This window comes from Sagittula sp. MA-2 (assembly GCF_030126985.1).
Lineage (GTDB): Bacteria > Pseudomonadota > Alphaproteobacteria > Rhodobacterales > Rhodobacteraceae > Sagittula.
The window spans coordinates 4,025,187-4,051,219 of sequence record NZ_CP126145.1 but is presented as its reverse complement, the minus strand read 5'-3'; the positions used below and the strand labels follow the sequence as shown (position 1 = coordinate 4,051,219).

The window sequence follows — 26,033 nt, the reverse complement described above, 5'->3', positions numbered from 1 at the left end:
ACTGCGCGGGCGGCCTTCGGGTCGCCCGCAGCTTCTTGCGGCGGGTCAGACGTGCGCGGGCTGGCCGCGGCCGCCGAGGATGACGTCCATGCTCATCCCGCCGATCCACATGCAGAACAGTGCCAGCCACGCGGTTCCGGCAAAGATCGAGCCGCCGGAGACGCCCGCGCCGATGGCGCAGCCGCCGGCCAGCATCCCGCCGAAGCCCATCATCACCGCGCCGATCATGGCGTTGCGCATCGGGGTCGAGCCTTCGAACCCCTGAAACTTCAGCTCCTTCGCCAGAAGGGCCGACAGGAACGACCCCAGCACGACGCCCGGCACCAGACCCACGTCGAATTCGAGCACAGAGGTACGGTCGAGGAAGAACATCAGCGTGTTGGCCGAGGGGCCGGTGAAGGTCAGGCTTTCGATCTGGACCGGCTCGAAAGCGGATTGCGACAGCATGTAGGTCAGCCCGTAGCCCACCGCCGCGGCAAAGCCCACGCCCGAGGCGAAGACCAGCCGTGAAAACCCGATGCGGTTGCGGCGGCTCAGTTCCAGCGCGACGAGCGCGATGGCGAGGCCGATCACAAGCCCGGCCTCACGCGGCAGGTGCAGGGCCGTCAGCAGGTCCATGTTGCGCCCGCCGGAGGTGATCCAGAGCGCGGCGATGCGGTCGCGGATCGGGGCGAGCCAGCCGGTCAGGCTCATCTGTGCGGTGACGGCGAAGATCAGCCCCGACACGACGGAGCGCAGGTTGCCGGTCGCCGCCAGCACCAGAAGGCGGCCCGAGCAGCCGCGCGCCAGCACCATGCCTGCGCCGAAGATCAGCCCGCCGACGATGGCGCCCGACCAGCTTCCCGGGACGGCCATCATGCGGGCCTCGGTCGTGTCGAGCAGGCCCAGTAGCTGCGCGCCCTGCACCCAGACAAGCGCCGTGGAGAAGGTCAGCAGCCAGACCGCGACCTTGTCCTGCATCATGCCGCGGGCGAATTCGACCGTTGCGGCGCGCAGGCAGAAGCGGGAGCGTTGCGCCGCGATGCCGAAGATCACGCCGGTCACCAGCCCGAAGAGCGCGGCGGTCGGGGATTCTCCGATCCGGTCGATCAGCGGAACGATGTCCATGGCCTTCCCTCCTGCAGTGTGACGCTGGCCGGGGTTCTGCCGGAGAATCGGAAAAGGTGACTTGATGCAGATCATTAAATTCAATTTTCCGCATGAATGGCCGGTCGCGGCGCGGTTTTTTGCCCGTCACAGTGTCATGCGCGACATGCGCGTCGTTTTCCGGGCAGCGGTGGAGGTGTCTGAAATGCAATGGGCGGATCCAGAGACACGCTTTGCCGGGAGGCGCCCGCGATGAACGAGACCGTCCAGTTCGACCTGACCGCCGCGACGATGGCGGCCGTGGCCATGTCCGCGCTTCCGGTGGTGGCCAATGCCGACCACGCGCCGCTGGAAGGCGGCGAGGACCCGGCGTTTGGCACGGTGCGCTGGAAGACCCTGTTCGACGGCGACAAGACCGCGACCTCCTCCATGGTGCTGGGCGTGGCGGAGTTCGGCCCGCAAGGCACGCTGTTGCCGCACCGCCATGCCCCGGCCGAAATCTACTTCGGCCTGTCGGGCACCGGCATCGTCACCATCGATGGCGTAGCACATGAGATCGCGCCGGGCGTTGCGCTCTACATCCCGTCGGACGTGGAGCATGGCACGGTGGCCGGGTCTGAGGGGCTGCGCTTCCTCTACGTCTTCCCGCGCGACCGCTTTGCCGAGGTGGAGTACCGCTTCTCCGTGGCGTGATCTTTTCGCGGGGCTGTGCGTTTTCGCACGAAAAGCGGACTCGCCAAAGTGTTTGCCCGGGCGTAAAGCATGCTCATGACACCTATTCCGCTCTCCGAGGCACGTTCGCTGCCGATCTGGCGCCGGCCCATCACGCTGCTGTTCCTGATGTCGATTGCCATGCCGCTGTCGTTCGCGACGTGGTCGGCGCTGCTCAACAACTTCGTCATCGAGGTGGCGCAGTTCGACGGGGCGGACATCGGCTGGCTGCACACCGTGCGCGAGATCCCCGGCTTCCTTGCCATCGGGGTGATCCTCGTGATCATCGTGATGCGCGAACAGGTGCTGGCGCTGGTGTCGCTGGCGCTGCTGGCGGTGGCCACGGCGGTCACGGCGTGGTTCCCGACGATGGGCGGGCTGCTGTTCATCACGCTGATGTCGTCCATCGGCTTCCACTACTACGAGACGGTGAACCAGTCGCTGCAGCTTCAATGGCTGAGGAAAGACCGCGCGCCGCAGATCCTGGGCTGGCTGATCGCTGCCGGATCGGGCGCGACGCTGGTGGCCTACGGGCTGATCGTGCTGACCTGGGACCGGCTTGGCCTCAGCTATGACACGGTGTTCATGGCCTCGGGCGGCCTGACGTTGGTGATCGTGATCTATTGCGCCATCGCCTTCCCGCAGTTCGAGAGCCCGAACCCGCAGGTGAAGAAGTTCATCCTGCGCAAGCGGTACTGGCTGTACTACGCGCTGCAGTTCATGTCGGGCGCGCGGCGGCAGATCTTCGTGGTCTTCGCGGGCTTCATGATGGTCGAGCGTTTCGGCTTTGACGTGCACGAGGTGACGGCGCTGTACCTCATCAACCTCGTCGCCAACATGGTGATCGGGCCGGTCTTCGGGCGCGCCGTCTTCAGGTTCGGCGAACGCAACACGCTGGTCTTCGAGTACATCGGCCTGACGCTGGTGTTCACGCTGTATGGCGGGATCTACTGGTTCGGCTGGGGCGTGGTGCTGGCGGCGGTGCTGTATGTGGTCGACCACCTGTTCTTTGCAATGGCGCTGGCGCTGAAGACCTACTTCCAGAAGATCGCCGACCCGGGTGACATCGCGCCCACGGCGGCGGTGGCCTTCACCATCAACCACATCGCGGCGGTCTTCCTGCCGGCGCTGCTGGGCTACCTCTGGCTGACCTCGCCGGGGGCGGTCTTCGGGCTGGCGTCCTGCATGGCGATGACCTCGCTGGGGCTGGCGCTGCTTATCCCGCGCCACCCCGCGCCGGGGAACGAGACCCGGTTCAGCGCATTGGCCCCCGCCCCGGCGGAGTGATCCGTCAGCGGCAGAGCGGCGAGACGTCGAAACCGACGATCTGTTCGTTCAGCAGCTCGAACTTCAGGACCGACATGCAGCCGTCGGCGGTCGTGGCCGTGCCTTCGAGGACGGTCGGCTTGCCGGTGCCGGTCGAGACGCTGGAGAACGAGACCTTCTCGTAGGCTTTCGCGCCCGCGAACATCTCGGCCATCTTGTCGGTGCTGAGCTGATCCTGAAGGCCGGGATGGAGGAGGGCGCGCGCCTCGGCGTGACCGCCGGTGGTGCTGAGCGTGACGAACTGCCGGGCGATGTCGCGCGACCCGGAGGTGAAGAAGAACATGGCACCGGCGAACAGCGCGACAACAAGAACGAGGCCGCCAAGGACCTTGAGAACGGTTTTCATAAGAATGGACTCCGAAAGAATACGCCGTGAGCGTGGCGCAGTTTCGCGAGTCTGGCAATGCTGGCGTGTGCCCTCCGGCTGGTGTAAGGCGCGGAAGCACCCGATGGAGACCCGATGATGCCGACCTGGACCGCCTTCACCAAGATCGACGACAAGACCCGCGCCGAGGCGTTGGGCGAGGCGATGGAAGAGCTCGAACCGGAACCGACAGGCGTCGGCGTTTTCGAGATCGAGGACGGATCGGGCCTGTGGGAAATCGGCGGCTACTTCATCGAAGCGCCGAACGAAGTGGAGCTTGCGCTTCTGTCCGCGGCCTACCACGCGCAGGGCTTTGTCGTGTCTGAAGTGCCGGACACCGACTGGGTCGACAAGGTGCGCCGCGAATTGACGCCGGTGGTTGCGGGGCGGTTCTTCGTCTACGGCAGCCACGATGCGGACAAGATCCCGGAAGGGTCGGAGCCGCTGCTGATCGAGGCGGCGATGGCCTTCGGCACCGGGCACCACGGCACCACGCAGGGCTGCCTTGAGGCGCTGGACCGGCTGGCGGGCGAGGGCTTTGTCGGCCGCAGCGTCGCGGACATCGGTTGCGGCACGGCGGTTCTGGCGATGGGGGCCGCGCGCATCTGGCCGGAGACCGTGGTGGCCTCCGACATCGACGAGGTTGCGGTCGAGGTGGCCGAGGCCAACGTGCGCGCCAACGCGCTTGAGGGCAAGGTCATCTGCGTGGAGGCGGCGGGCTTCGAGAACGACGTCCTGCACGAACGCGCGCCCTATGACCTCGTGTTCGCGAACATCCTCAAGCAGCCGCTGATCGACCTTGCCCCGTCGATGAAGGCGCATCTGGCCGACGGCGGCTATGCGATCCTGTCGGGCATCCTGACGCGTCAGGCCGACGAGGTCGCAGAAGCCTACGCGGCAGAGGGAATCGCCGAGGTGAACCGCACCACGATCGGAGACTGGGTCACGCTGCTCCTGCAAAAATGAGGAGGGTTCATGCCGTTTTTGGGTAAAACCTGCGGCAAGTGCCCAATTCTCGCCACATTCCTTGGCTAAAAATGTGTCCAATCGGTGGGGGCCGGTATTTCAGAGGCTGCCATGGAAGAAGCGCTCTCCAGCTATAAACGTCGCGAACAGGCCCTTCGTCGCAAGCACGAGCGCCTGGCGCGGGGCTATGTGACGAAGCTCGACAAGAAGACAGGGAATTACGTGCAGGTGCCCGCCGGCAAGACCGGCGGAGTGGGACTGCGTGTCATTCTGGCGGCGGTGGCAGGCTTCATCGCCTTCAAGACGCTGGTCCTGACGTACCTCGGCAGCGGGGATTACCAGGTCCACGTCGATACCCTGGCCAGCGGCTCCATCTTTGAACGGGTCGGCGCGTGGCTCATGCAGATCGACCCGCTGACCGCGAAACTGGCCGAGCTCGGATCACTGCTTGTTTCGTAAAGACTGACTATCTCTCGTTGCGCTCACGTAAAAAGGGCCGCGTCTTTGCCAGACGCGGCCCTTTTTCTGTAGCGCCCCATGCGCTTAGTAGCGACGGGCTACGGCGTCGATGTCGCCGCGGTGCAGGCCGATGTCGTCGAGTTCGCGGTCGGTCAGCGATGCAAGTGCCTTGCGGGTCTGACGGGTGTCATTCCATGCGGCGAACGCGCCGACGGCAGTGGTGAACATGGTGCCAATGCGGGCAGCGGAGCCCGTGGCGGCGTGGTGGCGGGTGGTGTCGTATGCGGCCATCTCGATCTCCTGGATGATGGGGGGGGTGCATGTTTACAAAGCGCACGTAAAATGTGCGAAGCGCACAAGCAAGGGGCGGAAATTGCATGGGACATCTGCATTTTCTGCATGGCAGCATTCGCGGTTAACTGCCTATAAAAACTGGCAAAATTCCGCCTGAAATCGTGTCGCTTTCCACTCCGCAACCGGCGCAAACCGACACCGCCTGCCGCGCGATGTCGCCTGTGGATAAAGGGGTGTCGCTTTTGGGCTCCGCCGCTTTAACCTTGGCGTTTGTTCGCGTTTCGTGCTAACTGTGGCCGCATAACAAGAAAAGTGGGCGAGGATGCGGGTATTGGGCATTGATCCGGGGTTGCGACACCTCGGATGGGGGGTCATCGAGGTCGACGGCAGCCGCTTGCGGCACGTGGCCAACGGCATTTGCGATTCGGAAGGCACCGATCTGGCGCTGCGGCTGTTGTCGCTGCACGGCCAGCTGACGCGGGTCTTCGATACGCATGCGCCGGACGAGGCCGCCATCGAGAAGACATTCGTCAACAAGGACGCGGTGGGCACGCTGAAGCTGGGCCAGGCGCGGGGTGTCGCGCTGCTGGTGCCGGCGCAGTTCGGGCTGAGCATCGGGGAGTACGCGCCGAACCAGGTCAAGAAGACCGTGGTCGGCGTGGGCCATGCGGACAAGAACCAGATCCTGCACATGGTAAAGATGCAGTTGCCCGGCTGTCAGCCGGTCGGCCCGGACGCGGCGGACGCGCTGGCCATCGCGATCTGCCATGCGCATCACTCCGGCGTGCAGCGGATGAAGGTGCGGGCATGATCGGGCGGATTGCCGGACAGATCGTCTATCGCGGCGACGACCACGTGCTGATCGACGTGCGCGGCGTGGGCTATGTCGTCTATTGCACCGACCGGGTGCTGGCGTCGCTTGGCCGTGCCGGGGAGTTCGCAGCGCTTTATACTGACCTGCTGGTGCGCGAGGACCTGCTGCAGCTGTTCGGCTTTCCGACGCTGGTGGAGAAGGAGTGGTTCCGCCTGCTGATGTCGGTGCAGGGCGTGGGGGCCAAGGCGTCGCTTGCGATCCTCGGCGCGCTTGGCGCGGATGGCGTGTCGCGGGCGCTGGCGCTTGGCGACTGGAACGCGATCAAGGCGGCGAAGGGCATCGGTCCCAAGACCGCGCAGCGCGTGGTGAACGAGCTGAAGGACAAGGCGCCGATGGTCATGGCCATGGGCGTGAGCGCGACCTCGGTGCCGCTGTCGGATACGCCCGACGACGTGATCGAGACCGTCCCGCGCGCCCCTGCAGCGGCCCCGGCACCCGTGGCCTCGGCCCAGGCGGAGGCGCTTTCCGCGCTCGGCAACCTCGGGTATGGACCGGGCGAGGCGGCAGGCGCCGTGGCGCAGGCCGCGGGTGAGGACGGATCGCTGGACACGGCGGGCCTGATCCGCGCGGCGCTGAAGCTGTTGGCGCCAAAGGGGTGAGGCGGGTCGCGCACCCGACCGACCGGTAAGGAAGAGGCATGGAACCTGATCCGACGATGCGGCCCGAGCCCCTGCCCGAGGACCGCGACCGCGCGCTCCGGCCGCAGATGCTGGTGGATTTCGTCGGCCAGGCGGAGGCGCGGGCGAACCTGCGGGTGTTCATCGAAAGCGCCCGGTCGCGCGGCGAGGCGATGGATCACACGCTGTTCCACGGCCCGCCGGGGCTGGGCAAGACGACGCTGGCGCAGATCATGGCGCGCGAACTGGGGGTGGGGTTCCGCATGACCTCTGGCCCGGTGCTGGCCAAGGCGGGCGATCTGGCGGCGATCCTGACCAACCTCGAAGCGCGGGACGTGCTGTTCATCGACGAGATCCACCGCATGAGCGCGGCGGTGGAGGAGGTCCTCTACCCGGCGATGGAGGACTACGAGCTGGACCTCGTGATCGGCGAGGGGCCGGCGGCGCGCACCGTGCGGATCGAGTTGCAGCCCTTCACGCTGGTGGGGGCCACGACGCGGCTGGGGCTTCTGACGACGCCGCTGCGCGACCGCTTCGGCATCCCGACGCGGCTGAACTTCTACACGGTCGACGAGCTGGAGACGATCGTCGCTGGCAACGCGCGCAAGCTGGGCGTGCGGGTCGAAGGCTCCGGCGCGCGGGAGATCGCGCGGCGCGCAAGGGGCACGCCCCGGATCGCCGGGCGGCTGCTGCGCCGGGTCGTGGACTTTGCCGTGGTCGAAGGCGGCGGGGTGGTCACGCAGGCGCTGGCGGATTCCTCGCTCACTCGGCTGGGCGTGGATGCGCTGGGTCTGGACGGTGCGGACCGGCGCTACCTTCAGCTGATCGCGCAGAGCTATGGCGGCGGTCCGGTGGGGATCGAGACGCTCTCGGCCGCGCTGTCGGAGAGCCGCGACGCGCTGGAGGAGGTGGTGGAGCCCTACCTGCTGCAACAGGGCCTGATCCAGCGGACGCCACGCGGGCGGATGCTGACGCAGTCGGCGTGGAAGCACATCGGCATGGCCCCGCCGCGCCCGGACACACCCCCCGACCTGTTCGGGAAGTGAGACAAAACGCCGGGATTGCCCGCAGGGGGAGTGGCGTGTAACCCCGCCCCACATCCTGTTGCGCCGGCCCCGGTGGCCGCACGCGCGCCCCGAGACATGGCGGAGGGCCCATGACCCAGACCGACACCATCACCCCCGAGGACATCGCGGCCCTGTTCACCCGGTCGGACGGCAGCTTCTTTTGCGCCCGCTGGGGGCGGCCCATCGCGCCCATCGTCTTTGGCGTGGAGGACGCGACACTAAGCGTGGTGAAGGGGGCGTTCGAGGCGGTCTGTGCGCTGGCCGGTCACGGCATGGCCGAAACGGACACGGAACTGGGCAGCAACTTCATGGTGTTCTTCTTCCGCGACTGGCCGGAGCTGCTGGACGTGCCCAACCTCGACCGGCTGATCGACGGGCTGGGCGCACTGGTCGCGCGGCTGGACGCGGCGGAGGCCAACCAGTACCGGGTCTTCCGCTTTGACGAAAGCGGCGCGATCCGGGCCTGTTTCGTGTTCCTGCGGATGGACGATGCGCTCTCGAAAGTCCCGGCAGAGGAACTGGCCCTGGGACAGGTGGCGCAGAGCATCCTGTGCTGGTCCGACACGGCCTTTTCGGAACGCTCGCCGCTGGCGTGGGCGGGGGCGACCACGGTACTCCGGCCCGACATTGCCGGTGTGATCCGCGCCGCCTACGATCCCGTGCTGCCCGCCGTGTCGCAGGATCCGAGCCACGCGCTGCGGCTGTTCGCACGCATGGCCGCGCAGTTGCCGGACGCCTGAGGCGCGCCGCCGGGGCCCGCACACCACGCGGCGTGTGCCGCCGCTAGCGGACCAGCACCACGGCGCCGGTGTCCGAGTCGGGGTTCTCCTTCGTGGGGTGCACCTCGACCGTGATCGCTTGGCCGCGATGCTCGCCGCTGACCGTCTGGGACGTGCCGGATTCCAGCACCTCGTCGATCACCGTTTCGAGGGCGGTGAATTCCAGCCGCGGACCGACCACGTGGAAGGTGCGGCCGATGTCGTGGGTTTCCAGCTTGAACCGTTCGGAGACCAGTTCGCTGAACCGCTGGATGCGCCCCTGCTTGTCGAGGAAGATGACCCCGGTGCCCAGCAGTTCGAGCACCTGTTCGGTGTTGGCGTTGAGCTGCGACAGGAGTTCGATCTTGCGCTCGTGCTCGGCGCTGACGGAGACGAGTTCCTCGTTCACCGCGTGCAGTTCCTCGTTGGAGGACTGGAGTTCCTCGTTCGCGGCCTGAAGCTCTTCGTTGGAGGCCTGCAGCTCCTCGTTGGAGGCCTGAAGTTCCTCGCCGCTGGCCTCGAGCCGTTCGGTCACGTGCTGGAGGGTCTGTTCGGTCAGGCGGAGGTCGCGTTCGAGTTCGTGGATGCGGGTGGTGACGACGCTTACGTCCTCGTCGCTGATCGGCTGGATCGCGGCAGCGGAGTCCTGCGGAGCCTCTTCCTTGGCGAGTTCCAGCCCGACCAGCATGACCTTGACGCGCGACACCTGGTCCAGCGCCTCGATGCGGACGTTGCAGGTCTGGACCTCGCCATCGGTCAGCGTGACCTTGGTCTTGCGGCTGTAGGACTCGAGCTGGCCCTGGCGCAGTTTCTCGAGGGCGACGTTGATGGTGAAGTGCAGGTCGTGGTGCACGATGTTCTCGACCGTCCAGTCGGTGAGGTTGTTCATCGTGTCGATGAACAGCCGCGCCATGCCGAACCAGCCCAGCACCGACCCGTCCCCGGTCACGAGGATCGACGGCGGCGCATAGCGCTTGAGCAGGGCGTCGTACCCCTTGATCAGCGTCTCGCGGCTGCGGATGTCGGCAATGTCCGAGGCGACGGAACGGTCACGCGGACGCTTTGGCGCGGCGACGGCGGTTTCGTGCAGCGGGCGGGCGCGGAACTTGCCGGTCATCACGCTGTGGTCGAGCACACGGCCTTCGGAGGCCTTCTGGAAGATGCGCCAGCGCGAGTCGATGGTGTCGAATTCCTGGCTGAACCGGCCAAGGCTTTCGGAGGGGCCGAGGAACATGTAACCGTTCCGCCGCAGCCCGAAGAGGAACATCGACAGGACACGCGCCTGCGGGCGGTCCTGAAGGTAGATGAACAGGTTGCGGCAGGAGATCAGGTTCAGGTTCATGAACGGCGGATCGCTCAGCACGTCATGGGCGGAGAAGATGATCTTCTGGCGCAGGATCGGATCGACCACATACTTGTTGTTGCGCTTTTCGAAGTAGCGGCCGACGATCTCGGGCGGCAGGTTCGCGACGGCCTGCGCGTCATAAGCCCCGGCAGAGGCCCGTTCGAGCGAGCCGCGGTGCATGTCGGTCGCGATGATGCGGAACTTGCGGGCGGCCCCTGCCTCGGCCAGCGCCTCGGACATCTCGATGGCGAGCGTATAGGCCTCTTCGCCGGAGGCGCAGCCCGGCACCCAGATACGCAGGGGCGAGGTTTCGTCGTCGTTGCGGGCGAGCTTGTTCAGCACCTGCTTGCGCAGGACGGTGAAGGCCTCCGGGTCGCGGTAGAACTCCGTCACGCCGATCAGCAGGTCGCGGTAGAGCTCGTCCAGGGCCGACCGGTCGTCGGCCAGCAGCTTGAAATAGTCGGCCGGATCCTCGATGCCGCGCAGGTGTTGCCGCCGTTCCACCCGCCGCCGGACGTTGGCCGACTTGTAGGAGGAAAAGTCGACGCGGAACCCGTCTTCGAGCAATTGCAGGATGCCGTTCATCGTGCCGGAAAAATCCTTGTCTTCGCCGCTATCGGGTGCCCGTCCGGCAAAGATATCGCGGATCGCATCGGGCATGTCGGCGGCGCGCAGCACGCGGTCGACGGCGCCTGCGGCGATCACGCCCATCGGCATCGAGTTGAAGCCGGCCTCGTTCGGAGACTGGGCGATTATGGCGCCTCCGGCCTCGTGCAGAACTTTCGCCCCGCGCGAGCCGTCGCTGCCCGATCCGGAAAGGATCACCCCGACCACGGGCTGTTTCTTGCGCTTGGCGACTGACCTGAGCAAAGTGTCGATCGGCAGGCGGGGCAGCTTGTCCTGGCTTGAAAACGATTGGACCCGGAAGATGTCGTCCTCCAGTTCGACGCTGATACCGGGACGGTTCAGGTAGATCGTGTCGGGCCGCAGCCTCATGCCGTCTTCGATGTGTTCGATCTTCATGCGCGACTTCCGCGACAGAAGTTCGTGCATCATCGACTTGTAGTCCGGCGAGAGGTGCTGGATCACCACGAAGGCCCAGCCGGAAAGATCCGAAGCGGCTTCGAAGAAGTCTTCGAGCGGTTCGAGCCCGCCGGCAGATGCGCCCACAACGACGAGAGGGACACTCTCAGAGCTGCCTTTCGCGTCGGCCATACCAGATCCTTCCCGGTTTAAATGTGCCTGAACTCTTGGTAACACAGAAGAAGGCGTTTTCAATCGAACGTGGAGCCGAGCTTGGTCCGTATTCTGCTTGCCGACGACGATCCGGAGTACCGCATCGCCTTTGCAGAGGCGATGGAGGCGGTCGGACACTCAGTGGCGGCCTTCGAAACCGTGGCCGAGACGCTGGAGGCGTTGCAGGCAGATCCCTTCGACATCGTGTTCCTCGATGTCATCATGGACGGGGGCGGAGCGATCACCGCGGTCCACAGCGTCCGCGCACTCAAGCCGGACATTCCGGTGGTGGTTATCACCGGGCGGCCCGAACTGATCGACTCTCCGCTGTTCACGCAGGGGCTGCGGTCTGCCGATGCGAAGATCAGGAAAACGTCCACGCTGTCGGAGCTGGCCGAGGTTGTCCGGGTCCTGACCAAAGGCTGAGGCGGGCTTCGGGCCTGCGTCTCGCCGTCTTGCGGAACGCCAAGCTTGGCCGGAACACGGCCGGAGGACAGGAATGCGCGCAGCGGCAGCCCACATGGACCAGAACGGCGAACGGCGGCGTGCCCGGGTGCGCCGCGCCGCGCATGTGCTGAACGCCGCCGCCTTCGCGGTCGGGTTTCTCAACCTCGTGACGCGGCTGACGGGCGGCGGGCTTGCCTTCGATCTGGGCCCGGCGATGGTGCCCGCCACCTCGGTCTGCGTGATGCTGCTGTCGGCGGGCTTTGCGCTTCGGCACGTTGCGCCGCGCCTGGCGCCGCTGGCACTTGGGCTGAAGGGTCTCTCGGTCCTGATCGCCTTCTGGGGGCTGACGCTGGGCCGGGTCGGGGCAGAGCCCACGGCATGGATGTCGACCGCCACCGGCTTGGGCGTCGTCCTTGCCGCGCTGGTCGCCGCGATGCCGGAGCGGCACGACGCCAAGGGCTACGTGGCAAGCGCCGGGCTTCTGCTGGCGCTTGTCTCGCTTGTCAGTTTCGCCTTCGACCTTGGCGGCATGCAGGGCACCCCAGTCCTGACAGGACTGTCACTGCCGACCGCGTTCAGCCTGACACTGATCTTCCTTGCCCAGATCCTTTCGCGCCCGTCGCGCGGCTGGATGGCGGTGCTGACCGGCGAGGGATCGGGCAGCCACATCGCCCGGCGGTTCCTTCTTCCGGTCGTCATCGGGCCGGTTGTGCTGGCGTGGCTGGCGCTGAAGGCCACCGAGCTCGGGTTCATCACACCCAGCGTCCGGCTGAGCGCGCTTGGCATGTTGCTGGGCGCGCTCGGGGGCTACGTGATCCTGCGGGTGGCGGCGTTCCAGAACGAGCGGGCGCAGGCCGCGCGGCAGCGGCTGGAGGAACTGGGGACGATCCTTGGGGCGGTGCCGCTTGGCGTCTTCCTGCTGGACGCGGACATGAAGGTGATCCTGACCAACCACAGTGCACGGGCGATGATCGGCGATGGCGAAACGGCGGACCGCTGGCTGCGCGAGGCGGAGTTTCACGAACTGGAAACCCGTCGGCGGCTTGTGGGGGAAGAGCATCCCTTTGCACGCCTGACGGGCGAAGAGGCCGTCCGGTCGGTCTTTGTCGGGCATCTCGGCCCCGACGGCAGCGAACAGGCCTTGCAGTTCGTCCTGACCCCGCTGGAGCCGGTTCCGGGCACTGCCGGGCGTCACGTGCTGACCGTCTGGAACGAGACCGAAAGCTGGGTCGTGCGCACCAACATGGCGCGCACCGAACGCTTCGAGGCGATGAGCCAGCTTGCCTCGGGCGTGGTGCACGAGGTCGCCAACATCTTCGGGGTCATCCGGCTGTCCACCGACACGTGGTCGCTGCGCAAGACCGATCCGTCGATGGACGGGGTGATCGGCACGCTGCAGAAGGTCGTCTCGCGCGGGGTCTTGCTGATCGACCAGCTCATGGCGCTGACGCGGGATTCGCGCCCGGACCTCCGGACGGAACTCGTCCGCCTGATCGAGGAGACGGTCTCGGTCGTCCGGCCCTCCCTGCCGACGGACATGATCCTGGAGGCGGACCTGCCAGAGGGGCCGGTGTCGGTGCCCGGTGGGCCTGCGGACTACGAGACGGCGCTGGTCCACCTGATCCTGAACGCCCGCGACGCCTGCATCGCCTCTGGTCCCGGCGGGCGGATCACGGTGCGGCTGACCGGGGGGGCAGAGGGCGACCCCGTCGTGCTGGAGGTGCGCGACACCGGGCCCGGCATGTCGGCGGAGTTGCTGGCGCGGTTCAGTGAACGGCAGGCCGTGAAGCGCCCCGGGGTGGGCGACACGCCGATCGGACTGTTCGCCGTCCGCGCTTTTGCCGACCGGACGGGCGGACGGCTGGAGCTGTCGAACGTGCCCGGTGCGGGCCTCTCGGTGCGGATGGTGCTGGAGCCGGAGCCCGCCGCCGCCGGACAGACGCCCGTCGAGCAACCCGTCCTGTCCGGCGTGCGCGTGCTGCTGATGGACAAGCGTGTCGACACGAGGGCCCTGTCGGCAGAGGCGCTGGCGGCCATGGGGGCCGATGTCATGACCGCCGCGACCGCCGCCGCGGCGCGCGACAGCCTGAAGGGCGACGCCCGGATCGATCTGCTCATCACGGACGTGCAACTGGACGACGGCAGCAGCGGCGACGACCTTGCCAAGCTGGCCCGCGGGCGCAATCCGGACCTCAGGGTGATCTACTGCTCGGGCTATGCCGAGATGGTCGACCCCGCGCTGCGCCATGTTCCCGGCCTCGGGCTACGCAAGCCGGTGTCGATCATGCTGCTGAAGCGGACGGCTGCGCTGGCACTTGGCCGGGTAGGGCCTACCAGTCGTCCCGGCTGTTGAGCATGTCGAAGTCGATGGTCCTGAGGCTGTCGGCCAGGCCGGAAGCGGGCAGCGCCGCCGCGAAGAGGTGGCCCTGACCCTTGGCGCAGTTCATGCTTTGCAGCGCCCGAAGTTGTTCCGGCGTCTCGATCCCCTCGGCGATGACCGTCAGGTCCGAGCTTTCGGACAGGTGGAGGATCGACTCGACAATTGCGCGGTCGATTTCGCTGTCCAGCATCCGCCCGATGAAGTGGCGGTCGATCTTGAGGATGTCCACCGGCCAGCCGCTGAGATGGCGCAGCCCGCCGTACCCGGTGCCGAAGTCGTCCAGCGCCACGCGCGCGCCGCGGCGGCGCAGTTCCTCCAGCGTGCGAAAGACCTGCCCCTCGGCGGCGCCGAGCATGATCTTCTCGGTCACCTCGATGATGATCTGCGACCACGACAGCCCGTGGATCTCGGACAGGTGGGATTGCAGTTCGAAGGCGAATTCCCGGTTCATCAGGTCGAAGCTGGTGACGTTGATGGCAAGCGTCAGGTCCCGGGCCCGGCTGGGGCCGAGATCGGCCAGCGCCTTCAGCGCGGAACCGGTCAGCTTCTGGGTCAGCCGCTCCGCGTTTTCCGGATCGTTCAGAATCGGGATGAAATCGTCGGGCATCAGGACGCCGCGGTCCGGGTCTTCCCAGCGGGCCAGCACCTCGAAGCCCGTGCAGTCGCCGGTGACGAGGTTGTGGACCGGCTGGAAATACGGGCGGATCTGGTTGGCGGACAGCGCGGCATTGAAGCGGCGCGTGATCTCGCGCGGGTTCGGGCGCCGGTCCATGCCGGGGGCAAAGACGGTGGACAGGCCGCGGCCGCCGCTCTTGGAGACGTGGAGCGCGCCTTCGGCCAGTTCGAACAGGGTGTCGTAGTCCACGGCGTCGTTGGGATAGGTCGCGGCGCCTGCACTGGTCCGCCCGAGGTTCGGACGCCCCAGCGTGGCGGTGCTGCGCAGGATGCTGTCGCGGCAGCGGGACAGCACGTCGCCGAGGTAGCTGTTGTAGCGTTCAGGCAGTTCGACCAGCGCCCCGAACTGGTCGCCGGCAAGGCGCCCGACGATGGCGGTATCGGGCAGGGCCGCCGAAAGTGCACCCGCCACCAGTCCGAGGTAGCTGTTGCCGAACTGGTAGCCGAAGAGATCGTTGACGTTCTTGAGGTTCTCCACCTCGAACAGGATCAGCGCGCAGGCATCCGCGCTGTCCTGCAACCGTTTTCGGACCTCGCGTTCGAAGGCGCCGAGGGTCTGCGCTCCGGTCAGCGGGTCGGTGCGGGTCTGAAGCTCTAGCCGGGCAGAGCGGCGTTGCGCGGCAATCAGCTCGATCTCCAGCTCGAAGCTGGTGGTCACCGCCTTCAGCATCGTCGACACCATGACAGAGATAGCGTCGAGCCGTGCCTTGTGCGGGGCCGTTGCAGCGTCCGCTTCCTGCATGCGCACCGCGAGGCAGCCGCAGACGCTGTAGTCCCCGTCCAGGAGGATCCGGCAGATGATCTGGTCCGACCCGTGCCGCCCGTCCACGGGATACGGCATCGTCCTGACTGTCGGGATGCTGGTGCCGGTGGCGCGCTGGATCAGGTAGTCATCGAGAAAGCGGGTCGCGGCCTCTTCCAGTTGGGACGACTGCACCTGGCGCAGCACGTGGACATCGCCGTGCTTGGAGCTCGCGCGCGGGATCAGCACGACCTCCGCCGCCCCGAGCGAATCACGGATCAGAGTCTCTGCACCTTCGACGATGCGCCTGACTTCCTCTTGAAAGGCGGCACCGGATTCAACTGCGTTACTTTCCCAGAGGTCGCTCAACTTGCCATCTTTCCATCGGTCAAACCTGTAACGGGCCCGCCTGGGTGACCGTACAGTGGCCTGCCCTACTTTGGTAGTCGCCGGGCCGTCCACGCCACGACCTCCTGTCTGGATCCTTAACACCGTGAAACCGCATCGGCCTGGCGTTGAAAGACCCGGCCCGCGCGCTTCCAGAAAACTGATCTATGTTAATAATGTCCTAACGCGGTAAACGCCGCACGCAGTGTGCGCCGATTCGTTGCTTTTCGACACCAAAAACATTCGGTCCTGACAGGCGGCACGAGCCGTAAACAGACGGGCTGTGGATACCCTCCGACAACCGGGGCGGCAATGCGCCCCGGCAAGATCGTTACGTCATCGTACCATGCCGACGATTTCGAAGGTGCGGTCGATGATCGGCGTCGCGATCTCGCGCGCACGCTCGGCCCCGCGGGCGAGGATGGCGTCGATTTCCGACGGGTTCTCCATCAGGCGGGCCATCTCGCCGGAGATCGGCGACAGTTTCGCCACGGCAAGCTCGGAGAGCATCGGCTTGAACTCCGAGAACTGACGCCCGCCGACATCGCGCAGCACCTCGTCCACCGTCATGTCCGCCAGGGCGGCGTAGATGTTTACGAGGTTGCGCGCCTCGGCCCGGCCTTCGAGCCCCTCCGCCTCGGAGGGCAGGGCTTCCGGGTCGGTCTTCGCCTTGCGGATCTTCGAGGCGATGGCGTCCGCGTCGTCGGTCATGTTGATGCGCGCCATGTCCGAGGGATCGGACTTCGACATCTTTTTCGTGCCGTCGCGCAGGGACATGACACGCGTCGCCGCGCCCTCGATCACCGGCTCGGGGATCGGGAAGAAGTCGACGCCGAAGTCGTGGTTGAACTTGATCGCGATGTCGCGGGTCAGCTCGACGTGCTGCTTCTGGTCCTCGCCCACCGGGACGTGCGTCGCGTGGTACAGGAGGATGTCGGCGGCCATCAGCGCGGGATAGGCGAACAGGCCCAGCGAGGCGTTCTGCTGGTTCTTGCCGGCCTTGTCCTTCCACTGGGTCATCCGCTGCATCCAGCCCATGCGGGCGACGCAGTTGAAGATCCACGCCAGCTCTGCATGGCCGGAGACCTGGCTCTGGTTGAAGAGCACGGACTTCTCCGGATCGACACCTGACGCCATGAAGCCGGCGCAGAGTTCGCGAGTGGCGCGCTTCAGGCTGGCAGGGTCTTGCCAGACGGTGATCGCGTGCATGTCCACCATGCAGTAGATCGACTGCACGCCGGTGTTCTGGCTCTGCGCGAAACGCTTGAGCGCGCCAAGATAATTGCCGAGCGTCAGGCCGCCGGAAGGCTGGATGCCGGAAAAGACGCGGGGCGCGAAAGCGGGAGAGGTTTGGACCCCCTCGGTCATGGCGGTGTCTCCGTCTGGAAATTGCTGCGCGGCTGGCTTACCCATGCCCGGACACCCCGTCAAGGAAAGGCCCCGCATGACCCATCCGCACAACGAAGCGCCGGTGAACCCGCTGCCCCCGGTCGTGGCCGCGATGTTCCTTGTCCTGCTGGGGATCGAGGCGTTCTTTTCGCTGGCCGACATGGGCATGATCGGCGGCCGCGACGCCGTGGGCCTGCGGTTCGGCTACATCGAGCGGTTCGGATTCTCGGGGCAGGTCTTCGACTGGATGCTGGACAACGCGCGCTACCCGCCCGAGCACCTGATCCGGTTCGTGTCCTACCCGTTCCTGCACGGCAGTTTCTACGAGGCTCTGTTCAGCATGGTCTTTCTGCTGGCCATGGGCAAGATCGTCACGGAGTCGATGGGGGCGCTGGCCTTTGTCGCCATCTTCTTCGTCAGCGCCGTGGCGGGCGCGCTGTGCTTCGGCCTGTTCAGCAACGATCCGTGGCTGGTGGGCGCCTACCCTTCGGACTTCGGCCTGATCGGAGGTTTCACCTACCTCTTGTGGCTGCGGCTGGGACAGGAGGGGGGCCCGCAGATGCGGGCTTTCGGGCTGATCGGCATGCTCATGGGCATCCGGCTGGTGTTCGGCCTGCTCTTCGGGACGGACGACACATGGATCGCCGACCTCGGCGGTTTCTTCGCCGGGTTCCTGCTGGCGGTCGTGATGGTGCCGGGCGGCTGGCGCCGCTTCCTGCACCGCGTGCGCGGGGGCCGGGGCTAGAACGCCTTGTCCGGCAGGCGCATGGGCCGGGTGCGGCGTGGCGCCGGGGCCTGGGGTTTGAAAGTTTCCAGTGGCGCGGGCGCCGTTGCCCATGTTTCGGCCCGGGTCGGATCCTTGTTGTCTGCCTCCGGTCCCAGCCATTTCCGCGCCCGCTGCGCCACGAGGTCCTGCGCAAGGCATGTGTCCCGGATCAGCACGGAGGCTTCGGTGTCCAGCCGCATGGAGCGCAGCGTCAGGCTGTGCGAGCCGAGCACGATGGTGGTGCCGTCCACGACGATCACCCGCCCGGCCGTCCCGTCCGGTCCGCGCTGCGCCACCGTGTCCCGGCCCTGCGGCGCGTGTTTCAGGAAGGTGGCCTGCCGACCGAAGGCCCGGGCGAGCAGGGCGAGCGTGTGGTCGCGTGCGTCCTCTGCCCGCGCCACCGTGTCGGGCAGGGCGCCGCCGAAGGGCAGGATGTCCGCGTCTGGATGCAGCACGACCGTCAGTTGCAGCTCCGGCGTGGCGCGTGCGGCGCTGGCCAGCGCGTCTGCAAGCGCGGGATGACGGAAGGCGGGCGTCTCGATAAAGACGTGCTGCCGGGCCGCCCCGAAGGTGCGGAGGAGATGCGTCTCAGCATCGCGGGCCTTCGTCGTGCCGGTGAAGGCGAGCGGGCCGGAAGACGGGTCAGAGAGCGTGCGGAGCAGGCGCAGTTCCGGCCGGCTCTGACGGCGGGAGACCGTCGCGAAGGGGCGCGGCTCCGACGCGAGGGTGGGCGCGCCGGTGGCGATCGCGGCACTCCAGCAGTCGGCGAAATGCGACCGGAGGGCCCCGGCGAAATCCGCGTCCTCGATCAGGGCGGCGACGTCGTGCCAGTCTTGGCCCTTGTGCCGCATGTCGATGGAGTAGCCGCCGATCAGGGCCCGTTCGCCGTCCGCCACTGCGAAGGACTGCGCGATCCGCTGCGGTCTTGGCGTCGGCCCCTTGGCGAGTGCCGCGCGCTGCGGCAGGGTCAGCCGCCGGGCGTCGTCAGTGGCAAGCTGCCGGAGCGCGGCGCGGATCGGTCTGCGAAAGCGCAGCGTCCATAGCCTGCCTATTGTCTGCCCGTGCGGGGCACAAAAGATCTGCGCATTGCCCTGGTGCACGTTGGCAAAGGCCGAGGCCGCCAGCCACACCCGCCGGTGACGGTCCGCGTCGAACAGCGGATCGTCGTCCCCGAACGCCATCAGCAGGCGGACGCCGCGGCGCGTGACCCAGGCGATCAGGTCGCTCCAGGTGTTCAGGCCACGCTCGGTCAGTGCCTCGGTCAGCAGGGGCGTGCCTGGCGACAGCGTCCGCACGGCGAGGATCAGCTCTTCTGTCGCGGAGGCGGCGAGCGTTTCCAGCGCGGCGAGGGTTTCGGACCGGGTGTGGAGGAGGCGGGTCATGCGGGCTTGCGGCGGCGCACGATGGAGCGGAACTCCGACAGCCGGAAGGCGCCCAGAAGCTGCCCCGAGACGCCATAGACCGCGACGCCCACGGCGATCAGCAGGAGCAGGGCCAGCACGCGCAGACCGGCGGTCGCCAGCCACGGGGCCAGCAGCAGTTCGGCCCCGAAAAGCGCGGCGCCCATGATCGCCGACGCGGCGACGATGCGACCCGCGCGCTTGTAAAAGCGGGTGTCGAAGCGCGCCACGTCGCCCATGCCCCGGGTTCCGCGTGCCAGTTGCCAGACCATCGTCCATCCGGCGAGCGAGGTGGCGATGGCGGGCGCGAGCCAGCCGATCAGCGGCGCAAGCCCGATGGCGGCCACGGCGTTGACGACCATCGACCAGACCGCGAAGCGGAAGGGCGACCGGGTGTCCTCGCGCGCGAAATAGACGGGTTGCAGCACCTTCTGGAGGACGAAGGCGGGCAGACCCACCCCGTAGATCGCGACGGCTATGGCCATGGCGCGGCTGTCCTCCGGCCCGGTGCGACCGTGTTCGAACAGCACCGAGACCAGCGGCAGCGGCATGACCACAAGTGCCACGGCGCAGGGCACGGTCAGGGCCAGCGACAGTTCGCCCGCGCGGGAGAAGGCCATGCGCCCACCGACGTGATCCTCTGCCTTCAGGCGGCGCGAGAGGTCGGGCAGGAGCACGATGCCGATGGCGATGCCGACGACCCCCAGCGGAAGCTGGTAGAGACGGTCGGCGTTGTAGAGCCACGATACCGCCTTTTCGAAGTGCGAGGCCACCTGCTGGCCGACCAGCAGGTTCACCTGCATGACGCCTCCGGCGAGGGCCGCGGGAATGGCGATGCGGGTCAGGCGCTTCATGTCGTCGGTCAGGCGCGGGCGGCCGGGGCGGATCTTCAGCCCGGCGCGCTCTGCCGCGACCCAGACGAGTGTCAGCTGTGCCAGGCCCGCCACCGGGATCGTCCAGATCAGCCACTCGATATGGGCACCGCCGAACAGGCCCTGTCCGAAGGTCAGGCCGGACACGATCAGGATGTTCAGCAGGACCGGCGCGGCGGCGGCGGCGGCAAAGCGGCCCACGGCGTTCAGTGCGCCGGACAGGAGCGCCGCCAGCGAGATCGTCAGGATGTAGGGGAAGGTGATGCGCCCGAAGGCAGTTGTCAGGTCGAAGCGTTCGTCGCCTGCAAATCCGCCCGCCGTGGCCCAGACCAGGAGCGGCATGAAGATCATCGCCAGCGCGGTCAGGATCAGAAGCACGAAGGCAAGCCCGGAAAAGGCGTCGCGGGCAAAGCCCTGCGGGTCCTCCCCGGCTTCGAACTTCTTGGAGAACATCGGCACGAAGGCGGCGTTGAACGCGCCCTCGGCAAAGAACCGGCGGAACAGGTTCGGCAGCCGGAATGCGGCGACGAAGGCATCCATCAGCGGGCCGGGGCCGATGACGGTGGCGATCAGGATATCGCGGACAAGGCCCAGCACGCGGCTGGCGAGGGTCCAGAATCCGACAGTGAGGATACCGGAGATGAGGCGGATGGGTTTCATGGCTGCTCGCAGCAAGGGGTCTGGATGCAGTTACCGCGAAAGATGTGCAGGGTGAACCCCGCCTTCGTGCAGGTTTCGTGCAGTCAGAGCAGCGTGGTCGCGGCGACAGAGATCAGCAGCGCCGCCGCAAACCCGTAGTTGATGGCCCGGGCAGTGCGCGGATTGCCCGCCAGGCGGGTCAGCAGAGTGCCGATGACCATCCATGCCGCGTTCACGGTCAGGATCACCGCGAAGGCCACGAGGGTCTTCGTCAGCGCATCGGGCAGCGGCTCCGGACGCAGGGTGAAGCCCGAGAAGAGGGCGGCCATGGCGGCATAGGCCTTGGGGTTCATCATCGACAGAAGCGCACCCTCGTGCCAGCGCGGCGGGCGGCGACCGCTGTCTGCCGGGCCGATGGGCGGCGCATTCGCGATCCGCCAGGCGAGCCACAGGAAGTAGAGCGCGGCGAGTCCGGTGATGACCGGCGCGGCGCCGGGGACAGCCAGCAAAAGCCCCGCCGTGCCCGTGCCGACCAGCGCGATGACCCCGAGCATCCCGAAGCTCAGCCCCAGCAGGTAGCCTATCGCATCGCGGCGGCCGAAAGCGGCACCGACCGCTGCCATCGACAGCGTGTTCGGCCCGGGGCTGCCCGCAAGGGCGAATCCCGCAAGCAGGAATTGCGGAAGGTCGTTCATGCGTTTGAGCTACCGCGCCATATATTCAGTTGCAACAATGCAAAAAGGTGCTAAGACAGTTTACCAGTCAACTTTCCTGACGCTCAGCGGGGGCAGCTTGGGAATTGGATACCGCATACACAAGAGTCTCGGGGCGGTCGTAGTCACGCTGAGAGGCGACGTGGATCCGCTGGAGCATCTCGACTCCATCGCGGCGTATGCCCATGACCCCGATTTCGAGCCGAGCCAGAACATCCTCTTCGACCTCGACGGATGCCGCTTTCCGAACCACGGCTACGCCGAGATGCGCGCCGTCGCCATGAAGTCGCGCCGGACCTTCCTGGCGCAGCCGGCAAACGTCCGACACGCCTGTTTCGTGACCGATGACGTGACCTACGGCATGTGCCGGATGTTGCAGATGCTGCTCGACGATGCGCCGTGGGAGACGGAGATCTTTCACAGCCGGGCCGAGGCGCTGGATTTCATGCAGCTCGACCACGGGCATCCCGACTACGCCGCCTTTGCAGACCGCTGGCTGGGTTATCTGGGGCCGGCATGGGCCGCGAGGGCGCAGCAGGCCGGGGCGCGCGCGCTTCAGCCGTAGGCGCGTTCCGCCCCTTCCGCCATCGCCAGCCGCAGCTTCTTCTCGATCATGTCGCGTTTCGTCTTGGAGTGCAGCTTCAGCCCGAACATGTCCTTCACGTAGAAGGTATCGACCACCTGTTCGCCATAGGTGGCGATGACGGCGGAGGCGATGTAGATGTTCTGGCTCGCCAGCACACGCGCCAGATCGTAGAGCAGCGAAGGCCGGTCGCGGGTGTCCACCTCGATGATCGTGAAGATCTCGGACCCTTCGTTGTCGAAGGTGATGTGGGTCGGCACCTTGAACGCCTTTTCGCGCTTCTTGTACTTGTCGCGCGATTTCACCGCCTCGCGGGCCACCACCTCTCCGGTCAGGGTCTTGCGGATGGTTTCGCGCAGGCGGGGGATACGCACTTCCTCGTAGGGAGCGCCGTCCGCATCCTGTATCCAGAAGACCGCCGTGGCATAGCCGTCGCGGGTCGTGAAGGTCCGCGCGTCCACCACATTGGCGCCCGACAGCGCAAGCGCGCCAGTCAGGCGGGAGAAGATGCCGGGATGATCCTGAAGCGCAAAGCAGACGCGGGTGGCGTCGCGGTCGTCGTCGGGATGGATGTCCATCCGCACCTCGTCGTCCGTGAGCCCGCGCAGCAGGTTGGCAAAGATGACATGCGCGGTGACATGCAGGCCCTGCCAGTAGGGTCCGTAGTGCCGCGAGGTTTCGTGCGCCAGATCGGCCTCCGACCAGTCGGACAGTTTCTCGCGCAGTTCCTGCTTGGCCACGGTGCCGCGCTTTTCGCGGTTCAGCTCTTCCATGCCGCCTTCGAGCGCGCGGCGGGTCTGTCGGTAGAGGGCGCGCAGCAGCGCGGCCTTCCAGTTGTTCCACGTGCCGGGGCCCACGCCACGTATGTCGCAGACCGTCAGCACCGTCAGCAGGTTCAGCCGCTCGACCGTCTTCACCGCCTTGGCGAAGTCGCGCACGGTGCGCGGGTCGGCGATGTCGCGTTTTTGCGCCATGTCGGACATCAGCAGGTGGTAGCGGACCAGCCATTCCACCGTCTCGCATTCTTCCTTGTTGAGCCCGAGGCGCGGCGCCACCGTGCGGGAGATGCGGGCGCCGATGATCGAGTGATCCTCGTCCCGGCCCTTGCCGATGTCATGCAGCAGCAGCGCGACGTAAAGCACCCGGCGGTTCACGCCTTCGTCGAGGATCGAGGAGGAGACGACCAGCTCTTCCTTCAGGTGCCCGTGCTCGATCTCCGACAGGTGCCAGATGCACTGGATGGTGTGTTCGTCCACCGTGTAGTGGTGGTACATGTTGAACTGCATCATCGCCACGATGGGCGCGAATTCGGGGATGAAGGCGGCAAGGACGCCAAGCTCGTTCATCCGGCGCAGCGCACGTTCCGGGTTTCCGTGGTTCAGCAGAAGGTTGAGGAACAGCTCCTGCGCCTGGGGGTTCTTCCGCATGGCGTCGTTGATGAGGTGCAGGTTGGCCTTGATCAGCCGCATGGCGTCCGGATGGATCAGCAGCCCGGTGCGCAGTGCCTCCTCGTAGATTCGGAGCAGGTTCAGCGGGTCGGCGAGGAAGGCCTTGTCGTCGGCAATCGCCAGCCGCCCGTTCACCACGCTGTAGCCATCGCCCGTCTCGGGGGCGCGCTTGAAGAACCGTTCCAGCAGCGGCGGCCCCTTGGAATGGTCGGCCTCGAGCGAAGTCAGAAGGATGCGGGTCAGGTCGCCCACCGCGGTGGCGTGGCGGAAATAGTCCTGCATGAACCATTCCACGGCACGTCGCCCGCCGCGGTCGTTGTAGCCCATGCGCGCCGAGACCTCGACCTGCATGTCGAAGGTCAGTTGCTCCACCGCGCGGCCCGCCAGCAGGTGCAGGTGAATCCGCACCGCCCAGAGAAAGCGTTCGGCCTGAACGAAGGTCTCGTATTCCTCGGGCAGGAAAACGCCGCTGCGGACGAGCTGGCCGACATCGTCGGTGTGATGCACGTATTTCGTGATCCAGAACAGCGACTGGAGATCGCGCAGGCCGCCCTTGCCCTCCTTGACGTTGGGCTCGACCATGTAGCGCTGGCCCTGCTTGCCGTGGCGGGCGTCGCGCTCCTCCAGCTTGGCCTTCACGAATTCGCGCTCCGTCCCTTCGAAGAGGTCGGACCAGAGCTTTTCTTCAAGGTTGTTGGCCAGCTTCTCGTCGCCGATCAGGTAGCGGCTTTCGAGCATGGCGGTCCGGATGGTGAAATCCTCGCCGCCGAGGCGGACGCAATCCCGGACGGTGCGGGAGGAATGGCCGACCTTCAGCTTCAGGTCCCACAGGATGTAGAGCATCGATTCGATGACGCTCTCGGCCCAGGGGGTGATCTTGTAGGGGGTCAGGAACAGCAGGTCGACGTCGGAATAGGGCGCCATCTCGCCCCGGCCGTAACCGCCGACCGCGAGAACGGCGATGCGTTCGGACCGGGTCGGGCTGGGGTTGGGGTGGATGACCTGCGTCGCGACCTCGAAGGCCAGGGTGACCAGCCCGTCGGTGATCCAGGTGTAGGCCCGTGTGGTGCGGCGGGAGCCGAAGGGTTCGCGTTCGAAGGCGGCCTGCACCGTGTCGCGCCCGTGCTTTGCCGCCGCCGAGAGGACCGAAACGGTGGCCTTGCGGACACCGTTCTCCGCGCCGGTGGGCAGGGCTGCGAACAGCTCTGCCCTCACGGCCGGAAGGTCGAAGATATCCGCTGCCGACGCGATCAGGTCGGTCGGCAGCGTACCCGGGTCTGCGTCAGAAACCTGCGCCGGAGAGGTTGCGGGGGGCAGGGTCAAGGATCACCATCTGGTTGTTCTGTACCGTCGCGACGGCCAGCGCGCGCTCGTTCGTGCCGTCTTTGAGCAGCCGGAATACACCGCCGGTGCCGGTAAAGCCAGAAGATGTGAGGGATTTTCCGGTCAATGCGTCGCTTCTGCCTTGCTTGGCGAGAAGCGCGATGGCGGAAATACCGTCATACGCCAGTCCGGCGAGCGGATGTGCCGCGGAGCCGAAGGTGGAGGCGTAGCGCTGGTTGAACGCTTCCTGCCGCTGGGTGTCGGGGATGGCGAACCATGCGCCCTGCGCGCCCGGCAATGCGAAGAGATCCGGCCGCACGTCCCAGCGGGTCAGGCCGACGTACTGGATCTGGCCCGGGGTCACGCCGTTCTCCGGCAGCTGGTTCAGCAGCATCGGCATGGCGGCGTTTGTCGCATCGGTGGTGATGAAGACCGTGTCGGCAGCCCCGGACTTCACCGTTGCGCCCGCGCGCTGCGCCGCGGCCGAGACACCGGCGACGGAGAGCGAGTAGGGCTCTGCCGAGACGACGCGGATGCCGTTTGCGGTGGCGGCCTGCTCGATCGCGGCCTTGCCGAACTGGCCGGGCACGTCGTCGGAGTAGACGATGACGATGCTCTTCTTGCCGCGCTTGCGGGCATGGGCCATCAGGCGGTCCGCCGTGTTGGCGAAGGTCGGCCCGAGGATGAAGACGTTGCCGCCGGCGATGGCGGTGGTGTTCGAGAAGCTCAGGACGTTCACGCCCTCGTCGGCAACGGCGGCACCGGCGGCATTGGCCGCTTCGGAGAACAGCGGGCCGAGAATGATCTTCGCGCCGTCGTCCACGGCCTTCTGCGCCTGCGCGGCGGCCTGCGCCGACTGCCCGCCGGTATCATAGACACGCAGGTCGATCTGTACGCCGGACTGCTCCCGGATGGCGAGGCGGGCGGCGTTCTCCAGCGACACGGCCACCGGACCGGCGCCGGAGTCGGATTTCGGCACCAGGAGCGCCACGGGGATCGGGGCGCTGGCGTCGATGCTGGGACCGCCAGTGCTGGCGCCGGATCCGCCAAGACCGCCGACCATCGTCGGGTCGCAGGCAGACAGAAGGGCAGCCGCGGTGAGTGCGGCAAGCGGGCGCAACGCCTTGCGAAGGCGGGGCAAAACGGTGAACATGGAGACTCCCTCG

The 26,033-nt window shown here is 66.8% G+C and carries 24 protein-coding genes; 13 read left to right on the top strand and 11 right to left on the bottom strand.

The features are described 5' to 3' along the window. Window positions 1-45: 45 nt before the first annotated feature. Window positions 46-1,107, bottom strand: a complete 1,062-nt coding sequence (locus tag QNI11_RS19730; protein ID WP_283981449.1) for a YeeE/YedE family protein — start codon at window positions 1,105-1,107, stop codon at window positions 46-48. Between the two features lie 61 nt (window positions 1,108-1,168). Here QNI11_RS19730 and QNI11_RS19725 point away from each other — a divergent pair, with 61 nt between their 5' ends. The 3 genes from QNI11_RS19725 to QNI11_RS19715 all read left to right on the top strand — a co-directional run bounded on the left by QNI11_RS19725 (window position 1,169) and on the right by QNI11_RS19715 (window position 3,084). After that, complete coding sequence (locus QNI11_RS19725) at window positions 1,169-1,342, top strand: hypothetical protein (RefSeq protein WP_283981448.1); 174 nt, start codon at window positions 1,169-1,171, stop codon at window positions 1,340-1,342. Next, window positions 1,339-1,779, top strand: a complete 441-nt coding sequence (locus QNI11_RS19720; protein ID WP_100928395.1) for a cupin domain-containing protein — start codon at window positions 1,339-1,341, stop codon at window positions 1,777-1,779. The genes QNI11_RS19725 and QNI11_RS19720 overlap by 4 nt, the downstream gene beginning before the upstream one ends. A 69-nt stretch (window positions 1,780-1,848) precedes the next feature. Continuing rightward, window positions 1,849-3,084, top strand: coding sequence for an MFS transporter (locus QNI11_RS19715; protein ID WP_100928394.1), 1,236 nt, complete (start codon window positions 1,849-1,851; stop codon window positions 3,082-3,084). Window positions 3,085-3,088: 4 nt separating this feature from the next. Here QNI11_RS19715 and QNI11_RS19710 read toward each other — a convergent pair whose 3' ends face one another. Continuing rightward, window positions 3,089-3,469, bottom strand: coding sequence for a hypothetical protein (locus QNI11_RS19710; RefSeq protein ID WP_100928393.1), 381 nt, complete (start codon window positions 3,467-3,469; stop codon window positions 3,089-3,091). Window positions 3,470-3,583: 114 nt separating this feature from the next. Between QNI11_RS19710 and QNI11_RS19705 the strand changes: the two genes are divergently transcribed. Together QNI11_RS19705 and QNI11_RS19700 are read left to right on the top strand one after the other, a co-directional pair. Further along, window positions 3,584-4,453 (top strand): 50S ribosomal protein L11 methyltransferase, encoded by an 870-nt coding sequence (locus QNI11_RS19705; protein WP_100928392.1) that lies wholly within the window; start codon window positions 3,584-3,586, stop codon window positions 4,451-4,453. Window positions 4,454-4,564: 111 nt separating this feature from the next. After that, window positions 4,565-4,912 (top strand): hypothetical protein, encoded by a 348-nt coding sequence (locus QNI11_RS19700; protein WP_100928391.1) that lies wholly within the window; start codon window positions 4,565-4,567, stop codon window positions 4,910-4,912. Between the two features lie 84 nt (window positions 4,913-4,996). Here QNI11_RS19700 and QNI11_RS19695 read toward each other — a convergent pair whose 3' ends face one another. Continuing rightward, window positions 4,997-5,203, bottom strand: a complete 207-nt coding sequence (locus QNI11_RS19695) for a DUF1127 domain-containing protein (protein WP_100928390.1) — start codon at window positions 5,201-5,203, stop codon at window positions 4,997-4,999. A gap of 325 nt (window positions 5,204-5,528) precedes the next feature. On the opposite strand from QNI11_RS19695, the gene ruvC reads away from it, so the two are divergent. From ruvC to QNI11_RS19675, 4 genes are all read left to right on the top strand, one after another. Next, window positions 5,529-6,017 carry a crossover junction endodeoxyribonuclease RuvC gene (gene ruvC / locus QNI11_RS19690; RefSeq protein WP_283981447.1) on the top strand — a complete coding sequence of 163 codons (489 nt, stop codon included), beginning with the start codon at window positions 5,529-5,531 and terminating at the stop codon, window positions 6,015-6,017. Continuing rightward, window positions 6,014-6,679, top strand: a complete 666-nt coding sequence (gene ruvA, locus QNI11_RS19685) for a Holliday junction branch migration protein RuvA (RefSeq protein WP_283981446.1) — start codon at window positions 6,014-6,016, stop codon at window positions 6,677-6,679. The genes ruvC and ruvA overlap by 4 nt, the downstream gene beginning before the upstream one ends. Window positions 6,680-6,717: 38 nt before the next feature. Continuing rightward, the gene (ruvB, locus tag QNI11_RS19680) at window positions 6,718-7,743 is read left to right on the top strand and encodes a Holliday junction branch migration DNA helicase RuvB (protein ID WP_100928387.1); all 1,026 of its coding nucleotides are present in this window, start codon (window positions 6,718-6,720) and stop codon (window positions 7,741-7,743) included. A gap of 110 nt (window positions 7,744-7,853) precedes the next feature. Further along, window positions 7,854-8,504 (top strand): hypothetical protein, encoded by a 651-nt coding sequence (locus QNI11_RS19675; RefSeq protein ID WP_283981445.1) that lies wholly within the window; start codon window positions 7,854-7,856, stop codon window positions 8,502-8,504. Window positions 8,505-8,547: 43 nt separating this feature from the next. Here QNI11_RS19675 and QNI11_RS19670 read toward each other — a convergent pair whose 3' ends face one another. Continuing rightward, window positions 8,548-11,082, bottom strand: a complete 2,535-nt coding sequence (locus QNI11_RS19670; RefSeq protein WP_283981443.1) for a chemotaxis protein CheB — start codon at window positions 11,080-11,082, stop codon at window positions 8,548-8,550. A gap of 81 nt (window positions 11,083-11,163) precedes the next feature. Here QNI11_RS19670 and QNI11_RS19665 point away from each other — a divergent pair, with 81 nt between their 5' ends. Together QNI11_RS19665 and QNI11_RS19660 are read left to right on the top strand one after the other, a co-directional pair. Further along, on the top strand, window positions 11,164-11,529 hold the full coding sequence (locus tag QNI11_RS19665) for a response regulator (protein WP_254698386.1): 366 nt from the start codon (window positions 11,164-11,166) through the stop codon (window positions 11,527-11,529). A 73-nt stretch (window positions 11,530-11,602) separates the two neighbouring features. Then, window positions 11,603-13,903: an ATP-binding protein gene (locus tag QNI11_RS19660; RefSeq protein ID WP_283981442.1), complete on the top strand. Its 2,301-nt coding sequence runs from the start codon at window positions 11,603-11,605 to the stop codon at window positions 13,901-13,903. On the opposite strand, the gene QNI11_RS19655 is transcribed toward QNI11_RS19660, so the two are convergent. Further along, window positions 13,881-15,716: a bifunctional diguanylate cyclase/phosphodiesterase gene (locus QNI11_RS19655; protein ID WP_283981441.1), complete on the bottom strand. Its 1,836-nt coding sequence runs from the start codon at window positions 15,714-15,716 to the stop codon at window positions 13,881-13,883. The two genes, QNI11_RS19660 and QNI11_RS19655, sit on opposite strands and share 23 nt — an antisense overlap. Before the next feature lie 354 nt (window positions 15,717-16,070). Next, entirely contained in the window at window positions 16,071-17,102 is a 1,032-nt protein-coding gene (gene trpS, locus QNI11_RS19650; RefSeq protein WP_100928382.1) for a tryptophan--tRNA ligase, read from the bottom strand. A gap of 76 nt (window positions 17,103-17,178) precedes the next feature. Between trpS and QNI11_RS19645 the strand changes: the two genes are divergently transcribed. After that, on the top strand, window positions 17,179-17,868 hold the full coding sequence (locus QNI11_RS19645) for a rhomboid family intramembrane serine protease (RefSeq protein ID WP_283981440.1): 690 nt from the start codon (window positions 17,179-17,181) through the stop codon (window positions 17,866-17,868). On the opposite strand, the gene QNI11_RS19640 is transcribed toward QNI11_RS19645, so the two are convergent. From QNI11_RS19640 to QNI11_RS19630, 3 genes are all read right to left on the bottom strand, one after another. Next, the gene (locus QNI11_RS19640) at window positions 17,865-19,271 is read right to left on the bottom strand and encodes a phosphatidylserine/phosphatidylglycerophosphate/cardiolipin synthase family protein (protein ID WP_283981439.1); all 1,407 of its coding nucleotides are present in this window, start codon (window positions 19,269-19,271) and stop codon (window positions 17,865-17,867) included. The two genes, QNI11_RS19645 and QNI11_RS19640, sit on opposite strands and share 4 nt — an antisense overlap. Continuing rightward, entirely contained in the window at window positions 19,268-20,821 is a 1,554-nt protein-coding gene (gene murJ, locus QNI11_RS19635; protein ID WP_283981438.1) for a murein biosynthesis integral membrane protein MurJ, read from the bottom strand. Before murJ ends, QNI11_RS19640 begins: the two co-directional genes overlap by 4 nt. 83 nt (window positions 20,822-20,904) lie before the next feature. After that, on the bottom strand, window positions 20,905-21,495 hold the full coding sequence (locus QNI11_RS19630; protein ID WP_283981437.1) for a LysE family translocator: 591 nt from the start codon (window positions 21,493-21,495) through the stop codon (window positions 20,905-20,907). 160 nt (window positions 21,496-21,655) lie between these two features. Here QNI11_RS19630 and QNI11_RS19625 point away from each other — a divergent pair, with 160 nt between their 5' ends. After that, window positions 21,656-22,078 carry a hypothetical protein gene (locus QNI11_RS19625; RefSeq protein ID WP_283981436.1) on the top strand — a complete coding sequence of 141 codons (423 nt, stop codon included), beginning with the start codon at window positions 21,656-21,658 and terminating at the stop codon, window positions 22,076-22,078. On the opposite strand, the gene QNI11_RS19620 is transcribed toward QNI11_RS19625, so the two are convergent. Next, on the bottom strand, window positions 22,069-24,867 hold the full coding sequence (locus QNI11_RS19620) for a [protein-PII] uridylyltransferase (protein ID WP_370313710.1): 2,799 nt from the start codon (window positions 24,865-24,867) through the stop codon (window positions 22,069-22,071). The two genes, QNI11_RS19625 and QNI11_RS19620, sit on opposite strands and share 10 nt — an antisense overlap. Next, a complete protein-coding gene (locus tag QNI11_RS19615) occupies window positions 24,827-26,020 on the bottom strand; it encodes a penicillin-binding protein activator (RefSeq protein WP_100928376.1) in 1,194 nt (397 codons plus the stop codon). Before QNI11_RS19615 ends, QNI11_RS19620 begins: the two co-directional genes overlap by 41 nt. Between the last annotated feature and the right edge of the window lie 13 nt (window positions 26,021-26,033).

Excerpts from the sequence above, each read along its gene's own strand:
- ruvC (WP_283981447.1), top strand. The coding sequence starts at position 5,529 with ATGCGGGTATTGGGCATTGATCCGGGGTTGCGACACCTCGGATGGGGG.
- QNI11_RS19645 (WP_283981440.1), top strand. The coding sequence starts at position 17,179 with ATGACCCATCCGCACAACGAAGCGCCGGTGAACCCGCTGCCCCCGGTC.
- ruvA (WP_283981446.1), top strand. The coding sequence starts at position 6,014 with ATGATCGGGCGGATTGCCGGACAGATCGTCTATCGCGGCGACGACCAC.
- ruvB (WP_100928387.1), top strand. The coding sequence starts at position 6,718 with ATGGAACCTGATCCGACGATGCGGCCCGAGCCCCTGCCCGAGGACCGC.
- QNI11_RS19675 (WP_283981445.1), top strand. The coding sequence starts at position 7,854 with ATGACCCAGACCGACACCATCACCCCCGAGGACATCGCGGCCCTGTTC.
- QNI11_RS19630 (WP_283981437.1), bottom strand. The coding sequence starts at position 21,495 with ATGAACGACCTTCCGCAATTCCTGCTTGCGGGATTCGCCCTTGCGGGC.
- QNI11_RS19710 (WP_100928393.1), bottom strand. The coding sequence starts at position 3,469 with ATGAAAACCGTTCTCAAGGTCCTTGGCGGCCTCGTTCTTGTTGTCGCG.
- QNI11_RS19695 (WP_100928390.1), bottom strand. The coding sequence starts at position 5,203 with ATGGCCGCATACGACACCACCCGCCACCACGCCGCCACGGGCTCCGCT.
- murJ (WP_283981438.1), bottom strand. The coding sequence starts at position 20,821 with ATGAAACCCATCCGCCTCATCTCCGGTATCCTCACTGTCGGATTCTGG.
- QNI11_RS19615 (WP_100928376.1), bottom strand. The coding sequence starts at position 26,020 with ATGTTCACCGTTTTGCCCCGCCTTCGCAAGGCGTTGCGCCCGCTTGCC.
- QNI11_RS19715 (WP_100928394.1), top strand. The coding sequence starts at position 1,849 with ATGCTCATGACACCTATTCCGCTCTCCGAGGCACGTTCGCTGCCGATC.
- QNI11_RS19705 (WP_100928392.1), top strand. The coding sequence starts at position 3,584 with ATGATGCCGACCTGGACCGCCTTCACCAAGATCGACGACAAGACCCGC.
- trpS (WP_100928382.1), bottom strand. The coding sequence starts at position 17,102 with ATGACCGAGGGGGTCCAAACCTCTCCCGCTTTCGCGCCCCGCGTCTTT.
- QNI11_RS19660 (WP_283981442.1), top strand. The coding sequence starts at position 11,603 with ATGCGCGCAGCGGCAGCCCACATGGACCAGAACGGCGAACGGCGGCGT.
- QNI11_RS19730 (WP_283981449.1), bottom strand. The coding sequence starts at position 1,107 with ATGGACATCGTTCCGCTGATCGACCGGATCGGAGAATCCCCGACCGCC.
- QNI11_RS19640 (WP_283981439.1), bottom strand. The coding sequence starts at position 19,271 with ATGACCCGCCTCCTCCACACCCGGTCCGAAACCCTCGCCGCGCTGGAA.
- QNI11_RS19700 (WP_100928391.1), top strand. The coding sequence starts at position 4,565 with ATGGAAGAAGCGCTCTCCAGCTATAAACGTCGCGAACAGGCCCTTCGT.
- QNI11_RS19720 (WP_100928395.1), top strand. The coding sequence starts at position 1,339 with ATGAACGAGACCGTCCAGTTCGACCTGACCGCCGCGACGATGGCGGCC.
- QNI11_RS19670 (WP_283981443.1), bottom strand. The coding sequence starts at position 11,082 with ATGGCCGACGCGAAAGGCAGCTCTGAGAGTGTCCCTCTCGTCGTTGTG.